The organism is Staphylococcus sp. HMSC62D11, from assembly GCF_001839145.1.
GTDB lineage: Bacteria > Bacillota > Bacilli > Staphylococcales > Staphylococcaceae > Staphylococcus > Staphylococcus lugdunensis.
This window is the reverse complement of sequence record NZ_KV840185.1, coordinates 195,053-211,815: the sequence shown is the minus strand read 5'-3', so window position 1 is coordinate 211,815 and position 16,763 is coordinate 195,053. Positions and strand designations below refer to the sequence as shown.

General features: G+C 33.7%; 16 protein-coding genes. 3 read left to right on the top strand and 13 right to left on the bottom strand.

Going from position 1 to position 16,763, the window contains the following annotated elements; translation table 11 throughout:
• Positions 1-5: 5 nt before the first annotated feature.
• Entirely contained in the window at positions 6-1,682 is a 1,677-nt protein-coding gene (kdpA, locus tag HMPREF3267_RS05525) for a potassium-transporting ATPase subunit KdpA (RefSeq protein ID WP_002479144.1), read from the bottom strand.
• A gap of 20 nt (positions 1,683-1,702) precedes the next feature.
• Positions 1,703-1,783: a potassium-transporting ATPase subunit F gene (locus tag HMPREF3267_RS05520; RefSeq protein ID WP_002491980.1), complete on the bottom strand. Its 81-nt coding sequence runs from the start codon at positions 1,781-1,783 to the stop codon at positions 1,703-1,705.
• 166 nt (positions 1,784-1,949) lie between these two features.
• Here HMPREF3267_RS05520 and HMPREF3267_RS05515 point away from each other — a divergent pair, with 166 nt between their 5' ends.
• Together HMPREF3267_RS05515 and HMPREF3267_RS05510 are read left to right on the top strand one after the other, a co-directional pair.
• Positions 1,950-4,604, top strand: a complete 2,655-nt coding sequence (locus HMPREF3267_RS05515) for a sensor histidine kinase (RefSeq protein WP_062078343.1) — start codon at positions 1,950-1,952, stop codon at positions 4,602-4,604.
• 4 nt (positions 4,605-4,608) lie between these two features.
• The gene (locus tag HMPREF3267_RS05510) at positions 4,609-5,307 is read left to right on the top strand and encodes a response regulator transcription factor (protein WP_002491992.1); all 699 of its coding nucleotides are present in this window, start codon (positions 4,609-4,611) and stop codon (positions 5,305-5,307) included.
• Positions 5,308-5,474: 167 nt separating this feature from the next.
• On the opposite strand, the gene HMPREF3267_RS05500 is transcribed toward HMPREF3267_RS05510, so the two are convergent.
• The 7 genes from HMPREF3267_RS05500 to HMPREF3267_RS05470 form a co-directional block, all read right to left on the bottom strand.
• Complete coding sequence (locus tag HMPREF3267_RS05500) at positions 5,475-5,870, bottom strand: PTS sugar transporter subunit IIA (RefSeq protein ID WP_002479145.1); 396 nt, start codon at positions 5,868-5,870, stop codon at positions 5,475-5,477.
• Positions 5,871-5,887: 17 nt separating this feature from the next.
• On the bottom strand, positions 5,888-6,778 hold the full coding sequence (locus HMPREF3267_RS05495; protein ID WP_002491986.1) for a PTS system mannose/fructose/sorbose family transporter subunit IID: 891 nt from the start codon (positions 6,776-6,778) through the stop codon (positions 5,888-5,890).
• The gene (locus HMPREF3267_RS05490; RefSeq protein ID WP_002460936.1) at positions 6,765-7,664 is read right to left on the bottom strand and encodes a PTS mannose/fructose/sorbose/N-acetylgalactosamine transporter subunit IIC; all 900 of its coding nucleotides are present in this window, start codon (positions 7,662-7,664) and stop codon (positions 6,765-6,767) included. Before HMPREF3267_RS05490 ends, HMPREF3267_RS05495 begins: the two co-directional genes overlap by 14 nt.
• A 19-nt stretch (positions 7,665-7,683) precedes the next feature.
• Complete coding sequence (locus HMPREF3267_RS05485; protein ID WP_002460937.1) at positions 7,684-8,163, bottom strand: PTS sugar transporter subunit IIB; 480 nt, start codon at positions 8,161-8,163, stop codon at positions 7,684-7,686.
• Between the two features lie 200 nt (positions 8,164-8,363).
• Complete coding sequence (locus HMPREF3267_RS05480; protein ID WP_062078345.1) at positions 8,364-9,296, bottom strand: tagatose 1,6-diphosphate aldolase; 933 nt, start codon at positions 9,294-9,296, stop codon at positions 8,364-8,366.
• A gap of 483 nt (positions 9,297-9,779) precedes the next feature.
• A complete protein-coding gene (locus tag HMPREF3267_RS05475; protein WP_002479147.1) occupies positions 9,780-10,898 on the bottom strand; it encodes an SIS domain-containing protein in 1,119 nt (372 codons plus the stop codon).
• Between the two features lie 28 nt (positions 10,899-10,926).
• Positions 10,927-11,640, bottom strand: a complete 714-nt coding sequence (locus tag HMPREF3267_RS05470; RefSeq protein ID WP_002460941.1) for a GntR family transcriptional regulator — start codon at positions 11,638-11,640, stop codon at positions 10,927-10,929.
• 709 nt (positions 11,641-12,349) lie between these two features.
• Between HMPREF3267_RS05470 and HMPREF3267_RS05465 the strand changes: the two genes are divergently transcribed.
• Positions 12,350-13,312 carry an L-lactate dehydrogenase gene (locus HMPREF3267_RS05465; RefSeq protein ID WP_002460942.1) on the top strand — a complete coding sequence of 321 codons (963 nt, stop codon included), beginning with the start codon at positions 12,350-12,352 and terminating at the stop codon, positions 13,310-13,312.
• A gap of 415 nt (positions 13,313-13,727) precedes the next feature.
• On the opposite strand, the gene HMPREF3267_RS05460 is transcribed toward HMPREF3267_RS05465, so the two are convergent.
• The 4 genes from HMPREF3267_RS05460 to HMPREF3267_RS05445 are packed head-to-tail and all read right to left on the bottom strand — an operon-like array spanning position 13,728 to position 16,451.
• Positions 13,728-14,015 carry a hypothetical protein gene (locus HMPREF3267_RS05460; RefSeq protein WP_002460943.1) on the bottom strand — a complete coding sequence of 96 codons (288 nt, stop codon included), beginning with the start codon at positions 14,013-14,015 and terminating at the stop codon, positions 13,728-13,730.
• Positions 14,016-14,017: 2 nt separating this feature from the next.
• Positions 14,018-14,344 carry a hypothetical protein gene (locus HMPREF3267_RS05455; RefSeq protein ID WP_002479148.1) on the bottom strand — a complete coding sequence of 109 codons (327 nt, stop codon included), beginning with the start codon at positions 14,342-14,344 and terminating at the stop codon, positions 14,018-14,020.
• A complete protein-coding gene (locus tag HMPREF3267_RS05450; RefSeq protein WP_002479149.1) occupies positions 14,344-15,669 on the bottom strand; it encodes an alpha/beta hydrolase family protein in 1,326 nt (441 codons plus the stop codon). Before HMPREF3267_RS05450 ends, HMPREF3267_RS05455 begins: the two co-directional genes overlap by 1 nt.
• Positions 15,666-16,451, bottom strand: coding sequence for a tandem-type lipoprotein (locus HMPREF3267_RS05445; RefSeq protein WP_070866796.1), 786 nt, complete (start codon positions 16,449-16,451; stop codon positions 15,666-15,668). The genes HMPREF3267_RS05450 and HMPREF3267_RS05445 overlap by 4 nt, the downstream gene beginning before the upstream one ends.
• Between the last annotated feature and the right edge of the window lie 312 nt (positions 16,452-16,763).

Sequence of the window (16,763 nt, the reverse complement as noted above, 5' to 3'; positions counted from 1 at the left end):
TCCTATTAAGAATGTAGCAATAAGTGCTCTCCTATTGGTCCAAGCATTAAATCTGGTAAGAACGTTAAACCACTAAGTAAAATAATAAAGATGATTAATACACTACTGAAAAATAAATTATTGATTGGTACATCTTCTGTTAGATTTTGATATGTTTTTTTATTTACTAAACTTGATACAATGCTTAACTGTAAAATAATTGGAATATACCGTGCTAACAACATGACAATGCCAGTTGAAATATTCCAAAACGTTGTATTATCCTTTAATCCCTCAAATCCTGAACCGTTGTTAGCAGATGAAGATGAAAATTCATACAGCACTTGTGATACACCATGGAACTGTGGATTGGTGATGGCATCTGTTGCACCCGGTACTATAAATGCCAATGCAGAGAAAAATAAAATAAGCAATGGATGTATTAAAAATGAAAGCGCAATAAGCTTCATCTCTTTTCCTTCTATCTTCATACCTAAATAGCTTGGTGTCTTTCCAATCATTAAACTACACATAAATACTGTGAGCATGACATAAATCAACATATTCATAAGTCCCACACCTTCGCCACCAAAGACCGCATTCAACATCATTAATAATAATGGGACAAGACCGCCTAAAGGTGTTAAGCTATCATGCATGTTGTTTACACTGCCTGTTGTAAAAGCCGTCGTAATCGTTGTAAATAGCGCTGAAAGACCTACACCAAATCGTGTTTCTTTACCTTCCATATTGCCACCAGTAATTCCTAAATGCTGTAAGACGGGGTTCCCTGAGAATTCAAAGTGTAGACACATCACTAAACATGCGATAAATAGAACAAACATCGCAACAAAAATCATTACAGCATGAGGATGTACTTGCTTTTTATTTTTTAACATTCTGCCATATAAGAATACTAAAGCCCCTGGTATAAGCATCATACTTAAAGCTTCAACAAAATTAGTCCAGTAGTTAGGATTCTCAAATGGCGTCGAGGCATTTGCGCCTAAAAATCCGCCACCGTTTGTACCAAGATGTTTAATTGCTTCCATTGATGCGATTGGACCATAAGCAATCGTTTGTTTAACGCCTGACAAAGTTTCTATGACAAGGTTTCCTTTAAATGTTTGAGGTGTCCCTTGACTGATTAAAAATAAGCTGATAATAAATGAGAACGGTATTAGAACACGCACAATAAAACGTATGATGTCTTGATAAAAATTGCCAATGACATCTGTCATACCTGTCAATCTTCTCAACATTGCAATACATACGGCATAGCCAGAAGCAGCTGATGTGAACATTAAAAATGTTATGACCGTCATTTGCGTTAAATAACTTAGTCCCGTTTCTCCTGAATAATGTTGTAAATTCGTATTCGTTATAAATGAAGCCATTGTATTAAAGGCCAAAGATATGGATTGGTTTAAATTGTGATTCGGGTTTATCCAAAGCCATTGTTGCGTCAATAATAATATCAATGCCACTATCCCTGTTATTCCGTTGAACCAAAAAAAGTGTTTTAAATATGTTTTGCCTGACATATGCTCTAATTTAGTATTGATTAGTCGATAAATTACCTTTTCAATAGGATTGAATAGTATATCTATCTTAGATGGAACAATTAGAGCTACTAAATATAAGTAACGACTCACGATATATGTCAACGCAATAAAGATCATTAAAAATAAAATTATACTCATTGCGATTCCTTCCTTCGTTATTAGAATTTTTCACTCCAAAATAATGCGTAAAATAAATATAAAATTAATCCGATTACAACAAATGCTAATAGTGCAATCATTTTGTTCTCTCCTCACTTTCAAGAAAAGCTTAGCAAGAACTGTATAATCATAGTATTAATATTTCAAAAAAGATATTAAGAAAATATAAAGATGAGCCATAAAATAAAAATATAAATGGATAATTATTTTAGTATTAATTAATATATACTTAAGAGGTGTTAGCATATGGAAAGTTCATATAAAAAAAGAGGAACTCTGACCATTTATTTAGGTTATAGCCCTGGCGTTGGGAAAACGTATGAAATGCTTTCAAATGGTATCGACCAATATAAAGAAGGGGTGGATGTTAAGATCGGTTATATTGAGCCACATCAACGTCCTGAGACAAATGCGCTTGCCAAACAACTTCCTGAAATTACAACTTCTAGCCATAAATTCGGTAGCCATATGTTTCAGTTTATCAATGTTGAAAGAATTATTGAGGCTCAACCCGATATCGTATTGATTGATGAACTCGCACACACTAATATTTCTAAAAATCGTCATTTGAAAAGATATATGGATATTGAAGAAATACTGTCTCACGGTATCGATGTGTGGACAACACTAAATATCCAACATATAGAAAGTTTAAGTGGACAAATTGAATTAATGACAGGTATTCAAGTGACAGAACGCGTACCCGATCAATTTATTATGTCGGCAGATGCATTTGAAGTTGTAGATATTTCGCCGAATATGCTGATACAACGTTTAAAAGCTGGAAAAGTATATAAAAAAGAACGTTTAGAAACAGCGTTTTCCAACTTTTTTTCTTATGAAAATTTGACTAGATTGCGTGAACTTGCGCTCAGAACTGTAGCAGACATTATGAGTCAAAAAGAACAACAATGTAATACAAAACATACAGATATCACGCCTCATATCGCCGTTGCTGTCAGTGGTAGTATTTATAACGAGCGCGTTATTCGAGAAGCAAGACGTTCTGCCTATAAAGAACATGCCAAATTTACAGCTATTTATATCGACACCTTTGAGACACCTTCAGAAAGCAAAATACAAGACCATTACGTGCATAAAAATCTTATGCTCGCCAAATCGTTAGGTGCAGAGATTAAAGTTCTTTATGCACAAGACGTTGCAAAAGCATTAACAGATTGGTGCGATAGCGCATTTGTTACTAAGTTAGTTCTTGGGCAATCAGAAAACCCAAAATGGAAACATTATTTTAAAAAATCACTTATTGAAGAAATTAACCATGCGCCGCATTATTTCAAATTAGAGATTGTGCCTATCTATTATATAAACTCAAATAAGCAAGAACGTACACAATCAATGAATAAACCATCTTATCAAATAGCATTATCTGTAGATATAATGAAAATGCTTATTATTCAAACATTTTGTGTTCTCCTTGGTATGTGGATTTACACAATTGATAAAAATGAATCAAGCGCAATTATTTTACTATTATTCTTTATTGGTATTATCTTATTATCCATATGGACGCAATCTTATCTCATTGGATTCTTTACATCGATATTAAACGTTTTTATTTTTAATTATTTCTTTACCGTGCCAAGATTCACTCTAGAAATGTATCGATTTGAATACCCTATTACATTTGTAATCAGTATTTTTGCAAGTATTTTTACGAGTGCCATTTTAAAAAATTTAAAGTATCAGCACTCATTAACAGAGCGCCAATTATATCGTACTGATATTATGTTACAGTTTAATCAATCTATTAAAGAATCTTATTCTATAATGAAACTGTTAAATATAGCTGGTGAACAAATCCATCAATTGTTACATCAAAATGTTACGGTGTTTTTAGTCGAATCAAAAAAAGTAGTCAAATCATCTTCATTTGGACATCCATCATTTAAAAACACAAAAAATATGGAAGATGTAGAAGATGCAGAAACATTGACTTGGGTCATCGAAAACGAACATCGTGCCGGAAGACTTACCGATACCTTCCCCGGAAGCAAATATCTATGTATACCTATAGGTAGTAATCCCGTAAAAGGAATCGTGTCCATTCAATTTGATGATAAAGATTATATCGATATGTATGACAATTCAATATTAGACTCTATGTTAAATGATTTAATGCTGGCAATAGAAAATGTATATTTACTTAAACAAACAAGACAATCGATGTTAACAGCTGAGCGCGAAGCAACACGCTCTAATTTCTTACATTCTATTTCACATGATATACGGACACCACTCACATCTATTATTGGAAACTTAGATGTGTTGAAATTTCACAGTAAGAGCTTAGATAACGCTGAAAAATTAAAACTATTAACTGCTTCATATAAGGAAGCACAATACCTGTATACACTTGTTACTAATATTTTATCTCTCACTAAGTTGGAAAGTTCTGATATAAAAGTAAAACGGACGGCTTATCTTATAGAAGAACTGTTAGAAGAATTCGAGCAAGGGTTGATTCGCAGACACCAAAATCAAAAGGTAACGATTGAAACCGAAGATACCATGGCATTCGTTCACATTGATAGCAAACTAATACTGCAAGTTTTATTTAATCTCGTTGATAACGCGTTGAAACACTCTGGGACCACTTCAGAAATTAAACTTTGCATTCATCTACAGCCATCTCGTGTACGCTTTGAAATGATTGATTTTGGGAAAGGGATTCCTGAAGAAGAACGACATTTAATTTATAAACCTTATTATTCAGGGGATTATTTTAAAGACAATAAAAAAGACAGCTTAGGACTGGGACTATATTTAGTGCAACTCATTTTAAAACAACATGATAGCAAATTAGAATACCAACCTAATCATCCACATGGCAGTATTTTTTATTTTTACTTAGATATAGATCAAATAGATATGAAAGGGTGAGATGATGAAATCTACACTTTTAGTTGTTGAAGATGATGCTGCTATTTTACATTTAATCGATGTTACTTTAACCATGAATTACTATAAAGTAATCACAGCAAGAAATGGAAAGGACGCAGCCTTTCGTATTCGAACAGAGCATCCAGATGTTATATTACTTGATTTAGGTTTACCTGATATTGATGGCTTTACTCTAATCAAGCAAATCAGAACAGATATCGATACACCAATTATTGTTATCAGTGCGCGTACAGAAGAACAAACAATTGTCAATGCGCTAGACTGCGGTGCGAATGACTATATGATTAAACCGTTCAATGTCGACGAATTACAAGCACGTATTAGAGTCGCACTGCGTGTCTCAAAAAAAACAACAACCGAAGAAAACAACTTCAAAAATGGTCCGCTTACGGTTGATTTCAATGCTAAAATGGTTTACATTAACGACCAACCAATTCATTTAACACCAAATGAATTTCAATTGTTAAAAATTCTAAGTCATCATGTTGGTAAAGTGTTAACATACCAAGTCCTTTTAAAATCAATCTTTGGTTACGTTAATAAGTGTGAAATGGCATCACTACGTGTACATATGGCTTCATTACGTAAGAAGTTAAATTACAGCGAAGACGATGCGCATATGGATAAGAAGTTAATCATTACCCATCCTAGAATTGGCTACCAAATGCAACATTTAGTTTAACTATAAATACATGTGGCGGTTGTTCATTTCGGTGAAACATAGATGTTTTGTCTATTGTAGTCATTAAATTTTCTTTTTGAAACATAAAACAACACGCTTCAAAGTAAACATATTTAATGTTCACTTTGAAGCGCGCATATTCTTTATTTATACCTGATTCGCTATCTCTATTCTTCATCGTCATCATGCGCTAACAAAGCATTGACATCGATGATACCATCCTTTGCTTTTTGAGCAATATCTGCTGGCTGACCAATCATTTGTGCATTAATATAAGCTATAATCATCGGCAAATTCATTCCTGTATACAGTTGATATTTAGCACCTTGCATGATGAGCTTTGAAACTGTATTAGCTGGTGTACCACCTTGTAAATCTGCAAATACCACTACATCGTCGTCATCTTCTATCAGTGCTTTAAAGTTTTTTTCAAATGTTTCTTGTCCTTGCTCCGGTGTTAAGGCTACAGTGTGAATATAATCTTGCGCTCCAAAAATCATCTCAACACTATTTTTAATACCTTCACAAAATGAACCATGACTTATTAAAATTAACTTTTTCATAATTGTATTTCACCTTTTTAAATATTTTTTATAACACCTAATGCGGATAAAATAATCGATACAATAATCACTAAGAAAATGGCACGGGTTGAATTCATTTTTTTACGTCCAAGTAACCAGTAAATTAAAAAGACAATGACTAGCGGTAACAGACGCGGCAAAATCATGTTTGCACTGTCTTGAATATTAACCGTTAAATCACCAATTTTAGGCTTCCATGCAAACTGAACACGTATCATCGTTGCAACGAGTGCACCTACCATAAAGACCCCTAATAATGTTGCGGCATTCGTCAGTGATTCTAAACGATGTTGCATTGTTGTAACCAGTGCTACGCCCTCTTTGTATGCAAATTTCAATTGTTTCCATCTAAACACAATAACTGCTAATATTGCGATAAACCATAACAATGCGCCAAATGGGTTACCATCTTGAGCCATGTTAGCAGCTATCGCACCAAAAATAGTTGGCACTAATGATGCAAATATAGCATCTCCAACTGCTGCAAATGGTCCCATTAAACCAACTTTGAACCCTTCAACGGATTCTTTTGCAGCAAACTGTTCCTTTTCTTCCATCGCAATATCAATACCGGTAATAATTGTGTTAAAGAAATTACTCGTATTGAAGAACTGTGCATGTGTTTTCATCATTTCTTTTAATTCTGGTGTATCATCACCATAAATTTTGCGTAGTTGAGGTAGAATTGTAAATAAATAACCTGATCCTTGCATACGTTCATAGTTCCAACCCCATTGGTAGAAGAACAAACTACGCATATTAATTTGTCGAAAGTCTTTATTTGTTAGTTTATAAGGCGTTTCAGGCGCCTTGCCTGTTAATGGCTTTGCATCCTTATGTACATGAGTTTTTGAAGTATCCTGTTTTTTATGGTTAAAGTTCGTCATCATCAATCTCTCCTTCATCATCAGCATGATTCAAATCTTGTTTTCCTGATGCTGACGACATAGCTGTTAGCGTAGATGTTCGTTTGTACTCTAAGCTGGCAAGCGCAAAGCCAATGGCTGCAATGGCAAGCATTGGTAAAGATGAGAATGACATTGTAAACTTGTCGTCTAAATGCGCAACAGAAGTTCCTATACCTGATAAACCATCAAACACTGTAACCATAAGCGCTGTAATAATAAAACCTAGGATGAAATACGGATAGTGTTTTTTCAAAGGTAAATAGCGCAATAAAATTGCAAAACCAACTGCAGGTAAGACTGCCCCCGCAACTGTTAAACCATCACCTAACCACTTTAGGTCACCATTCAAGTAATTGACAATGTTTTTTACCACACCACCGCCAAAAAACAATCCTAAAAATACTGGAATCGCTCGAGACAATGCCCATGGAATTGCGCCATATAAGTAGTTTCTTTGAATACCTTTATAGTCCATTTGCTCAATTTTAGCATCGATACGATGTGCAAAGAATGTATTCGTAAATCTTGCCAAAACATCCGTCTGAATCATTAGGCTTGCTACTGGCACAGCCAATGTCGCTAATGCTTGTTGTGGGTTCATTCCTAAAGCTACCGAATAAGCTACCGCCAAAACAGTACCTGAATTGGCATCAATACGAGAGGCCCCACCAAATGTACCTACACCAAGAACTGTTAATTGCATACCACCACCGATAATTAAGCCCGTCTTAATATCTCCCATAATCAATCCAGAGACAATACCAGCAAATACGGGATGACCAAAAATATTAAATTGTAAATCGTCTAAAATTTGATAGCCTGCATACAATGTTAGTAGTAAAATTTGCCACCACATAATTTCCAAAACAAACACCTTCCTTCATTTATGCTTTAATTAATGACATGAAGTCTACAGCTTTATCATTTGGAACCATTTGAGAAGTGATTGTAACGCCTGCTGATTGTAGTTTTTCAAAGTTTTCGACGTCTTCATCCATCACATTAATTGAATTAGTAATTGAACGTGTTTCATTTGTTTGTGACATATTTCCAACGTTTAAATTATCAATTTGTACGCCTTGATTCACTAGTTCAACAAAACGATCCGGACGTTTCGCAATAATCATGACGCGTTGAGAATCGTATTTACCATTTTTTATATTTGTTGCAGCCTTTTCAATAGGTAGTACACTTAGTTTAATACCAGCTGGCGTTGCAAGCTTTAATGCTTGTTTATCAATATCACTTTGTGCTATTTCGTCATCAATAATCATAAAGCGTCCAACGTTTAATTTTGTTGCCCATAAATTTGCAACCTGTCCATGAATAAGTCTGCCATCAATTCTGTTAGCAATGATTGCCATTTCACATATCTCCTTTCTTACATTAAAAACATTTTAATATTACTTTCACAGCATTTTTTTAATAACCAAAACAACGATTGTTCAGTAAGTGCATAACGAATATCATGTATGTCGTTTTTTTAGATTCGTGTGTATTACTAGGTCAAACGATGGCTTGGTATCGGCTAAAAGCTTGGTATATGATTTCTTAATACATTGTGTTAAATCGGTGTTGCTGTTTGTTGATTAACCTGATTCAATGCCTTAAGATTTTTAATTCCTTCTGTCTGAAGCCATTCACGTGCTGCTACTTCTCCATCTTTAGCAAGCACTTCTGTCGCACCTTGCCACGTCGCACGACCACATAAAACACCATTAAATGTTGAACCATTTTCTGCGGCAAATTGTAATGATTTATTAAATAATTGCGAATCCATACCGGCACTCAAGTAAATATAGGGTATATGCGTTGAATTCGCTTGTGCTTTAAAGGCTTCTGCTGCTTCTTGTTGAGTCATGCATGCTTCATGACCATAGCCTTGAACAAAGTTCATATTTACCGGCAACTCAACTTTTAAAGTATCAACGCCAAATCGTGCTTCGCTAAATAACTTCATTGCACTATTGACTTTATGCGGTTTGACTAAAGCAAAAGCTTTACCTTTTTCATCACCAATCTGATTATCATAGGTCAAGATTTCTAATAAAAATGGCACATGCTCAGCTTTGCATTCTGCCCCTACACGCTCAATCACTGCTTGCTTTTTTTGATTAATTTCATCTGGTTCATCAACGTCGTAGTAAAGCAAGAATTTAATTGCATCTGCACCCGCTTCAACTAGACGTTTCACACTTTGACCCTCAATCAGTCGAGGCAAACGACCTGGTTGATCTTTAATGTATCCGGTTTGTTCATAAGCTAAAATCAAACCTGCTACATTGGCTTTTGCTGCTTCCAAGCCAAACTCAGGATCTACTAAAAAACTGGAACTCTCTGGAGTCAGTACTTCTGCAACTAATTTTTTAAAGGATGCTAAGTTTTGCGCTGTACCTTGCTTACCTAATAATTTTTTCAAGGCACCGCGTTGATCGACAGCCACTGCCGAATATATGCCGTTCTTATCTACGAGTCGACTTAAATTTTTTACAGTCATCTATACGCCCTCCTTATTTTTTAGAGTTACTATGATTTCACTTGTTTCATACCAATATATTGTGTAGGTAGGTATGTATAAGAAATTAGACCTCCCGCAGTCTAAATACTCTTAAATGTAATCTTTGGTTTCACGATGCATGATATATGTGTCATAGATAACGTATTCATTTAACTACAACGCGTTAAATTGATATTTCAATCCCACCGTCAACTATTTAAATATCATTAAAAGCTGCATCTTTTTGTCGTGTGTTTTAATTTTTTGCATCAATCGTTGCTTTAAATCTGCACACATAATAATTTCAAAACCCTTGATAATCTCGCCTTAGTTAAAGCGCTTTCAAAAAATGACACGTTTTATTTTTATATACTTTGGATGTAGCTACATTGCCTCTCTTACTAAGCTGTTAGATTGCGATTCGCTCATTTATTGAACTTTGTGCAACACATAGTCCCCTTGAATACACGTCAAATTTCGACGTTAATGAGATGCTTGAACTGGATAAATTGTGACACCTTTAACCACGCGATTAATAAAACCATCAGGGCTTGGATTGTCAGGGTTCAGACCAAAAGCAACTGATTTTTTAGCAGCAAGTAATTGACCAAACATCAAATATTCTAAGGCCAATTCTAAATCTGTAAGTTCCGTTGAATTCGGCAACGTTATCGCATGGGTTTCATCTGTTAATTGACTTTCTAGTGTCAGAATATGATATTTCCCTTTAACTTGATTGACTTCTGCAATAATATCCTGTTCATACTGACGTTTATATGGTTGATTACTACGAAGCATAATAAAGATGGCATTATCGCTTAGCCCTGCTTTAGGACCATGTCGAAAGCCTAGCGTTGTTTCTCGTGCAATTTCAACACGTCCTGCCGTTAACTCATTCATTTTGAGACTTATTTCTTTTGTCAATTCACCAATAAGACCTGTTCCAACGTAAAAGACCTTAGAAAAATCAAGCATACTCACTTGATCAACCTGTGCTTCGATCCATTCAAAATTTTCTTTAGCTTTATCAAAAAATGAAGCATTGTATTTACCACCGAATAGAATGTAAATTGCAAATAACATAGAAGAAAAACTGGATGTCATTGCTAAAGATTGATCATTCGTTTCGTCTGGTAAAACAATTTTGAAAATACGTTCACTTTCTTCTACAGTACCTAAAAAGCCATCTTTGTTGTTGGTAATGAATAAATGATATGCATTATCTGTAAGTTGATTTGCAATTTCTACCGTCGCTTTTGTTTCCGGACTATTGCCAGAGCGTGCAAATGATACAATTAAATACGCTGTTGCATCATCTATGTATACTTCTGGACTCGTGACAAAATGCGTAGTAGGTACTGATTCAAAGTCAAATTGAGTGAATTTTTCTGTGGCACATGCCATTCTAGCTATATCTCCAACATAGGCACTAGAACCTGCACCAGTAAATATCACTTTCAACTTTTTATCCTTATTGTTGCTTATCATGTGATGCATGAACGTTTCAAAGGCATCCTGTTTTTGCGCCACAATATCAGCTGTGCGGCGCCACATATCAGGCTGCTGTTTAATCTCTTGATAAGTATATGTTTCATTTAACACTATGAAAACCTCCCGTATCTAAACAAAATCACATCAGTTTTACCTTATATTTATACTTATGACCACTTGCGATACTTTGGGTATACTCTATGAGCACATCTCCGTAGTAACTAAAGCGCTCAATATACATACAACTATCATCTACTTCTCCGTTTAACAAAGCTGCATATTTTTTATTCAACTTACTTGCAACTAGATTTTCATAAGCGTTGGTAATTTGAATGTTATAATGTTGATTCAAAGTCTCATATAATGATACATTGTTGAAATCAAACCGCTCCAACCCCTCACAAAATCTTAATGGTAAGTAACTCACCTCATAGATTAAAGGTTTGCCATTAGACAATCGTAACCTTGTTAATTCATATACATATTGATATGGTTCAAGGTTCATTTTTTCTTGTAAAAAGGGTGTAGATACTTTAAGTTCAATGTTTAACATTTTCGTACTGGCATCATCACCGTTTTTTTCTATTTCATCCTTAAAACTATACAATTTGTTTAATAATTGTGTATATTGACTTCCAAGTACAAATGAGCCTTTACCGTGTTCTCTTTTAATTAGATGATCTTTCTCTAATCGGTCTAAAGCCTCTCTGACGGTAATACGACTAACGTTATATTCTTCACAAAGTTTGCGCTCGGAAGGAAGTTTATCTCCCTCCTGATAAAGTCCGGACTTTATACCTTTATGAAGTGTTTCATAAATTTGAAAATATAACGGCGTGTTCGCTTTCTTCAATTTTATTCCTCCTACTGGTTATAACCACTTGAATTATAACCTTTGCTTAAAAATTTGTAAAGGTTTTCATATAAATTGATATTATTTTAATTCTATAGCAGTTAAATTCACGCTTAATACAATAGTATTCATATTATTTTAAACGGAATTACCAATATTCAGTTATACTTAATTTTTTTACATATCGATTTATCTGGATATAACCACTTTTTAAATGTCCAGCAATGAATAACTTTTGATGCTTTAGCACAAATGTTATCCTTGAAATGCATTGTTCTTTTTTTACTTACTATGGCCATTTTATGTAAATTTATAATTGATACGCTTTACTCAAAATTGCTATTGGGAACATACAATACTTTTTTTAGATCATAGTTAAAAGTATTTGAAACATCATTATATTTTAGTCTATAAACTAATATTGACATTCAGCCTTGCCGTAGTTCTGAACCGCGCTCTATAAATATCATAAGTATGTTCTGAAGTGCTATACTAAAAATTGTCACAAATTTTTAGAGGTATAGATATAACCCCTTGTTGCAGTATTTTGAAAGGGTCAAGTGTAATTTAACGCTACTTTCTAGCAATGCTATCACTTGTAAATTTTTAGCAAAACATTATACTGAAATAAAATTATTATTATTTATTTTGAATAGATATTTTTAATATTGTACATTCAAATTAAATCAAATAGTTAGGAGAATTAGTTATGAAAGCATTTGGTAAAAAAGTTGTATTAATCGGGGATGGATCAGTAGGTTCAAGCTACGCATTTGCAATGGTAACGCAAAGTGTAGCTGATGAATTTGTGATTATTGATATTGCAACGGATAAAGTCAATGCTGATGTTCAAGATTTAAACCATGGGACAGCCCATTGTCCTTCTCCAGTTAACATAAGTGCGGGTACATATTCAGACTGTAAAGATGCTGATTTAGTGGTCATTACAGCTGGCGCACCGCAAAAACCTGGTGAAACACGTTTACAATTAGTAGAGAAAAACGCTAAAATCATGAAAGATATTGTGAAAAGCGTGATGGATAGTGGCTTTGACGGCTACTTCTTAATTGCAGCAAATCCAGTTGATATCCTAACACGCTTCATTAAAGAATATACAGGCCTACCAGCAGAACGCGTTATTGGTTCAGGCACTGTACTAGATAGTGCACGTTTACAATATTTAATCAGTCGAGAATTCGACGTGGCACCTGCAAGTGTAAATGCTAGTATTATCGGTGAACATGGTGATTCTGAATTAGCCGTATGGTCACAAGCTAACATCGCTGGTATGCCAGTATTCGAAGCACTAAAAGAAAAAACCGGTAGTGAAGCCAAAGCTGAAGAAATTTATGTCAATACTCGTGATGCTGCCTATGAAATTATACAAGCGAAAGGTTCAACATATTATGGTATTGCTTTAGCATTAATGCGTATTTCAAAAGCAATTTTAAACAACGAAAATAACGTATTAAATGTATCAACACAACTTACAGGCCAATACGGTGGATATCGTGACGTGTATGTAGGTGTGCCAACATTGGTCAATCAAGATGGAGCAGTTAAAATATATGAACTGCCATTAGATGAAAAAGAAAAAGCGCTATTTGATCAATCTGTCAAAACATTAGAAGATATATATAACTCAATTAAATATCTATTAGAAGATAAATAACACTACTGAAAACAATCCACATAATCAATGATTTGAGCCCAACACTGTCGATGATCGATAATGTTGGGCTTAATTATAATACTTTATATTTCATATATACAGCTATTTCAGGTACATTCCAGCTTGCATCATTGTTTTTTACCCTTAAACTGATTGTCTGAAAATAATCTAAATTGTTATCAGTGATTACCGTTTGACCATACTTTGAAGTTAAAAATATGATTGCACATTTTCATATATAACGTTTTATACTCTTCATTTTTAAATTCATAGTACGTTTACACGAATATCAAGTTAAAATATAATGATATCATTGAATAAAGCAAAACTGCAGAAAAACAACATGTTCATTTGTTATTTCCCTACAGTTGATAACTAACATATATCCTAACTACATCCTTATTAGACAACATCATCATACTTCGATATCCTGAATATGCTTTAAATCATCGCTTATATCATTTAATTCAGACATTGCACTTTTCACCCAATCTCCTTGAGCCGCATTTTTAAATTCACCTTCAAATTTTTTAAAATGACTCACCATTTGGTCAAGTAATATTTTTTCATCACTTTTTAGCTTATTCTGATGGTCATGATGCATTCGATCATGTTCTGGTGCAATAACCGTTCTAATTTGTTCTTTTTCCATCATTCCTCCCATTACTGCTAAATCTGGTATGGCATTCGAACCTCGTATCATGCTTATTCATCTCCTTCAATTCTGGCAGATTGTTTTAAGTAGTCTCTTCTTAATGTATCTTTATCATCTTCTAATTTCATTTCTTGATGTCTGATACGCTGATTCATTTCTCCATCAAATGCTTCTATAATACGCGTCATCTTGATAGTAGCTGCTTCACTATAATTCAGTTTATGTTTGAGATATAAGAAGTGATCATACATTTGTTCACATTTTCGGCGCGTTTGATGTTTTAGTTCATAAAGTTGATTTAATTCATCATTTAATTTTTTTCTTTCTACATCAAAGGCATTTTCAAGATCACTTAATTTTTTATATTCTGTAAACATCACATAATACCACCTATTTGACTTGCTAACGCTTTATCCTTTTCAACAATTGCATGAATGCTCTGTTTAATTTTAGCTATATAATCATCACAATTTTTAGAAACATCATTTAATTTTTTTAACTTATTATCTATTTTTCTTTGGGGATCCGTTTCAAGTTTACTTTCATACGCGCCACCTGCCCGTAATTCATCTATGACCTCTGCAAAGGTTAGTTTTTCAGCAATTTCATTCCCAGCTTCTTGAGCTTTTTTCCAATTTTCTCCAAACTTATGTGCCATCGATTGATACATTTTTTTCAAATGTTGACTTTCTTCATCAACCAATTGGCTTAATCCTTGGGCGATAGTTAATGCCGTTAAAGATTCTAATAATTGTTGTTGAGATGAAGACAGCGCCCCACCATTCGTTTGAATCCAATTCGCTCTCAGCGTCTCTACTTTATCTAGTCTACGTCTCGTTTGCTTACGAACTGATTTAAATGATTTATTATTTGCGTCTTGGTATCCTTTGACTCTTTTTAATTCGGCTAATATTTTAGCTTGTGTCCCTTTGATTAAAAAACCATCCATTGAATGGCCTTCTCCATTTTTTATCACTATTTTTTCTCCGGCAGTTTCATACATAAGATCGCGAACACCTGCATCTAATATATCTTGATTAGACACGAATCTCACAATATGACCATCATACTTTTCAATCATTTTTTTAAGTTCTTCCCCATCGTCATAAAGTATACTCACATCTTTGACCGCCAATGGTGCTGGATTATACACAACGATATGTTTAATGTCATTACTCGTACCTAAAATTATCGCATCTCTACCACCTAAAGAATGTCCTGTAATTGTATCAATATCATAGTCTTTTTTGATTCCTTTAATAAAGTCTTGGGTATTTTTATAATGTGGATCTTTATCCGTGACGGAATGGAGTCCAATATTGATATCTGCCCGAATATCATTTAGCGTTTCATACACATCTCTATAGTCTTGAGGAGAAGCAACGCCAAACGCTTGTTTTAACATTGCACCTTTGTGTAAATTGGTGCCTGTCATACCTAAAGTAACTTTTCCTGTCTCTTTATTTAAAAAAGCACTTGTGGTCGTACCTGTTTTTGGGTCGGTATAACTATCAACGTATTCTAAGTTCCCAGGAAACTTATCGTATTCTTTAAGACCTTCTATTTGTTCATTGATTTTGTCTCTTTTTAAACCACTGTTATTTGCGTTTTCTATTTCATAACTAATTTTGGATACAGTACTTGTTTCCTCAGAGTTACCTTTTATATTACCAGGTTTTATTTTATATTCAGTTTGATTCATGTTTTATCAACCTCGCTAGGAGTAAATTGTACTGTATCTGTAAAATAGATATTTTCTTTTTTATTTTCTACAAAGGTAAATTCTAGATCTTTAGATCCTATGGATGATCCTTTTAAATCGCCATCACCTTTCAATTTTAATTCAGGTGCTTGTTTCGTTGGGATATTATATCGTTTTCTTAACTGTTGTACATTATAATCATCATTACTTAACTGATATTTAGCAGAATAACTTGGCACATTTGGATTGTATGAAATATCTCCATTTTTATAATCTTTAAAATCTTTAAAGCTACCATATTGTACAAAAAACTTAAAGTTTTCGATCTCTTTTTTTAATTTGTCGTCATGTATTGGCTTCGTTGGGATAATTCGATTATGTTCCATTTTCACTGGATATTTCTTTTTATTATTTAAGGGTCTACCTTTACTATCCTCTGTTATTTCATTGACAATAAAATTACCTCTTGTTGTTCTAGTATTGCGATTTATATGGAGCACCATTCCTCTAGATTCCATATTCTTACCTTTTGGCTCGATAATCATTTTAGAATAAATGATCCAAGTGCCTTTATCGCCTTTTTCAAATTCTTGATCTCGAAAGCCTTCTTTATCGTAAAAATCTTCAAGATTCTTAGTTGGATACAATCTTAATGTTTGATTAAATGTTTTCTTAATTTGAGCATTTCGACTATTTGTTTTTGTCAAGATGATACAACCTCCAATCAATATAATAAGTAGGATCAAACATATACCGAGCTTTAACTTCCTTGACTGTCGCATCCCTTCACATCCTTATATTTTCTATATATAAATGATATATTCATACAAATTTTTAATGATACCAATTTCACTTTCATATTAGCAAACAATGCATAAGCAATCAATTTAATTTATTTTTGTATGATTTATTTATAATTATATTACACAAAAAAGCGCATCATTTATGACACGCTTCTAATCTCAGCTCATCTTTGATACACTGTTTGTTTCTTCAGAGATACTCGTTATATTGTCAGACTTTATTTGATATTCCGTTTGATTCATGATTTATTATCCTTACTTGGAGTAAATTGTACAGAATCTGTAAAAAAG

Bases quoted from the DNA above. Each gene is read 5' to 3' on its own strand.
- kdpA (WP_002479144.1), bottom strand. From the start codon at position 1,682: ATGAGTATAATTTTATTTTTAATGATCTTTATTGCGTTGACATATATC.
- HMPREF3267_RS05520 (WP_002491980.1), bottom strand. From the start codon at position 1,783: ATGATTGCACTATTAGCATTTGTTGTAATCGGATTAATTTTATATTTA.
- HMPREF3267_RS05515 (WP_062078343.1), top strand. From the start codon at position 1,950: ATGGAAAGTTCATATAAAAAAAGAGGAACTCTGACCATTTATTTAGGT.
- HMPREF3267_RS05510 (WP_002491992.1), top strand. From the start codon at position 4,609: ATGAAATCTACACTTTTAGTTGTTGAAGATGATGCTGCTATTTTACAT.
- HMPREF3267_RS05500 (WP_002479145.1), bottom strand. From the start codon at position 5,870: ATGAAAAAGTTAATTTTAATAAGTCATGGTTCATTTTGTGAAGGTATT.
- HMPREF3267_RS05495 (WP_002491986.1), bottom strand. From the start codon at position 6,778: ATGACGAACTTTAACCATAAAAAACAGGATACTTCAAAAACTCATGTA.
- HMPREF3267_RS05485 (WP_002460937.1), bottom strand. From the start codon at position 8,163: ATGGCAATCATTGCTAACAGAATTGATGGCAGACTTATTCATGGACAG.
- HMPREF3267_RS05480 (WP_062078345.1), bottom strand. From the start codon at position 9,296: ATGACTGTAAAAAATTTAAGTCGACTCGTAGATAAGAACGGCATATAT.
- HMPREF3267_RS05465 (WP_002460942.1), top strand. From the start codon at position 12,350: ATGAAAGCATTTGGTAAAAAAGTTGTATTAATCGGGGATGGATCAGTA.
- HMPREF3267_RS05460 (WP_002460943.1), bottom strand. From the start codon at position 14,015: ATGATACGAGGTTCGAATGCCATACCAGATTTAGCAGTAATGGGAGGA.
- HMPREF3267_RS05455 (WP_002479148.1), bottom strand. From the start codon at position 14,344: ATGTTTACAGAATATAAAAAATTAAGTGATCTTGAAAATGCCTTTGAT.
- HMPREF3267_RS05450 (WP_002479149.1), bottom strand. From the start codon at position 15,669: ATGAATCAAACTGAATATAAAATAAAACCTGGTAATATAAAAGGTAAC.
- HMPREF3267_RS05445 (WP_070866796.1), bottom strand. From the start codon at position 16,451: ATGCGACAGTCAAGGAAGTTAAAGCTCGGTATATGTTTGATCCTACTT.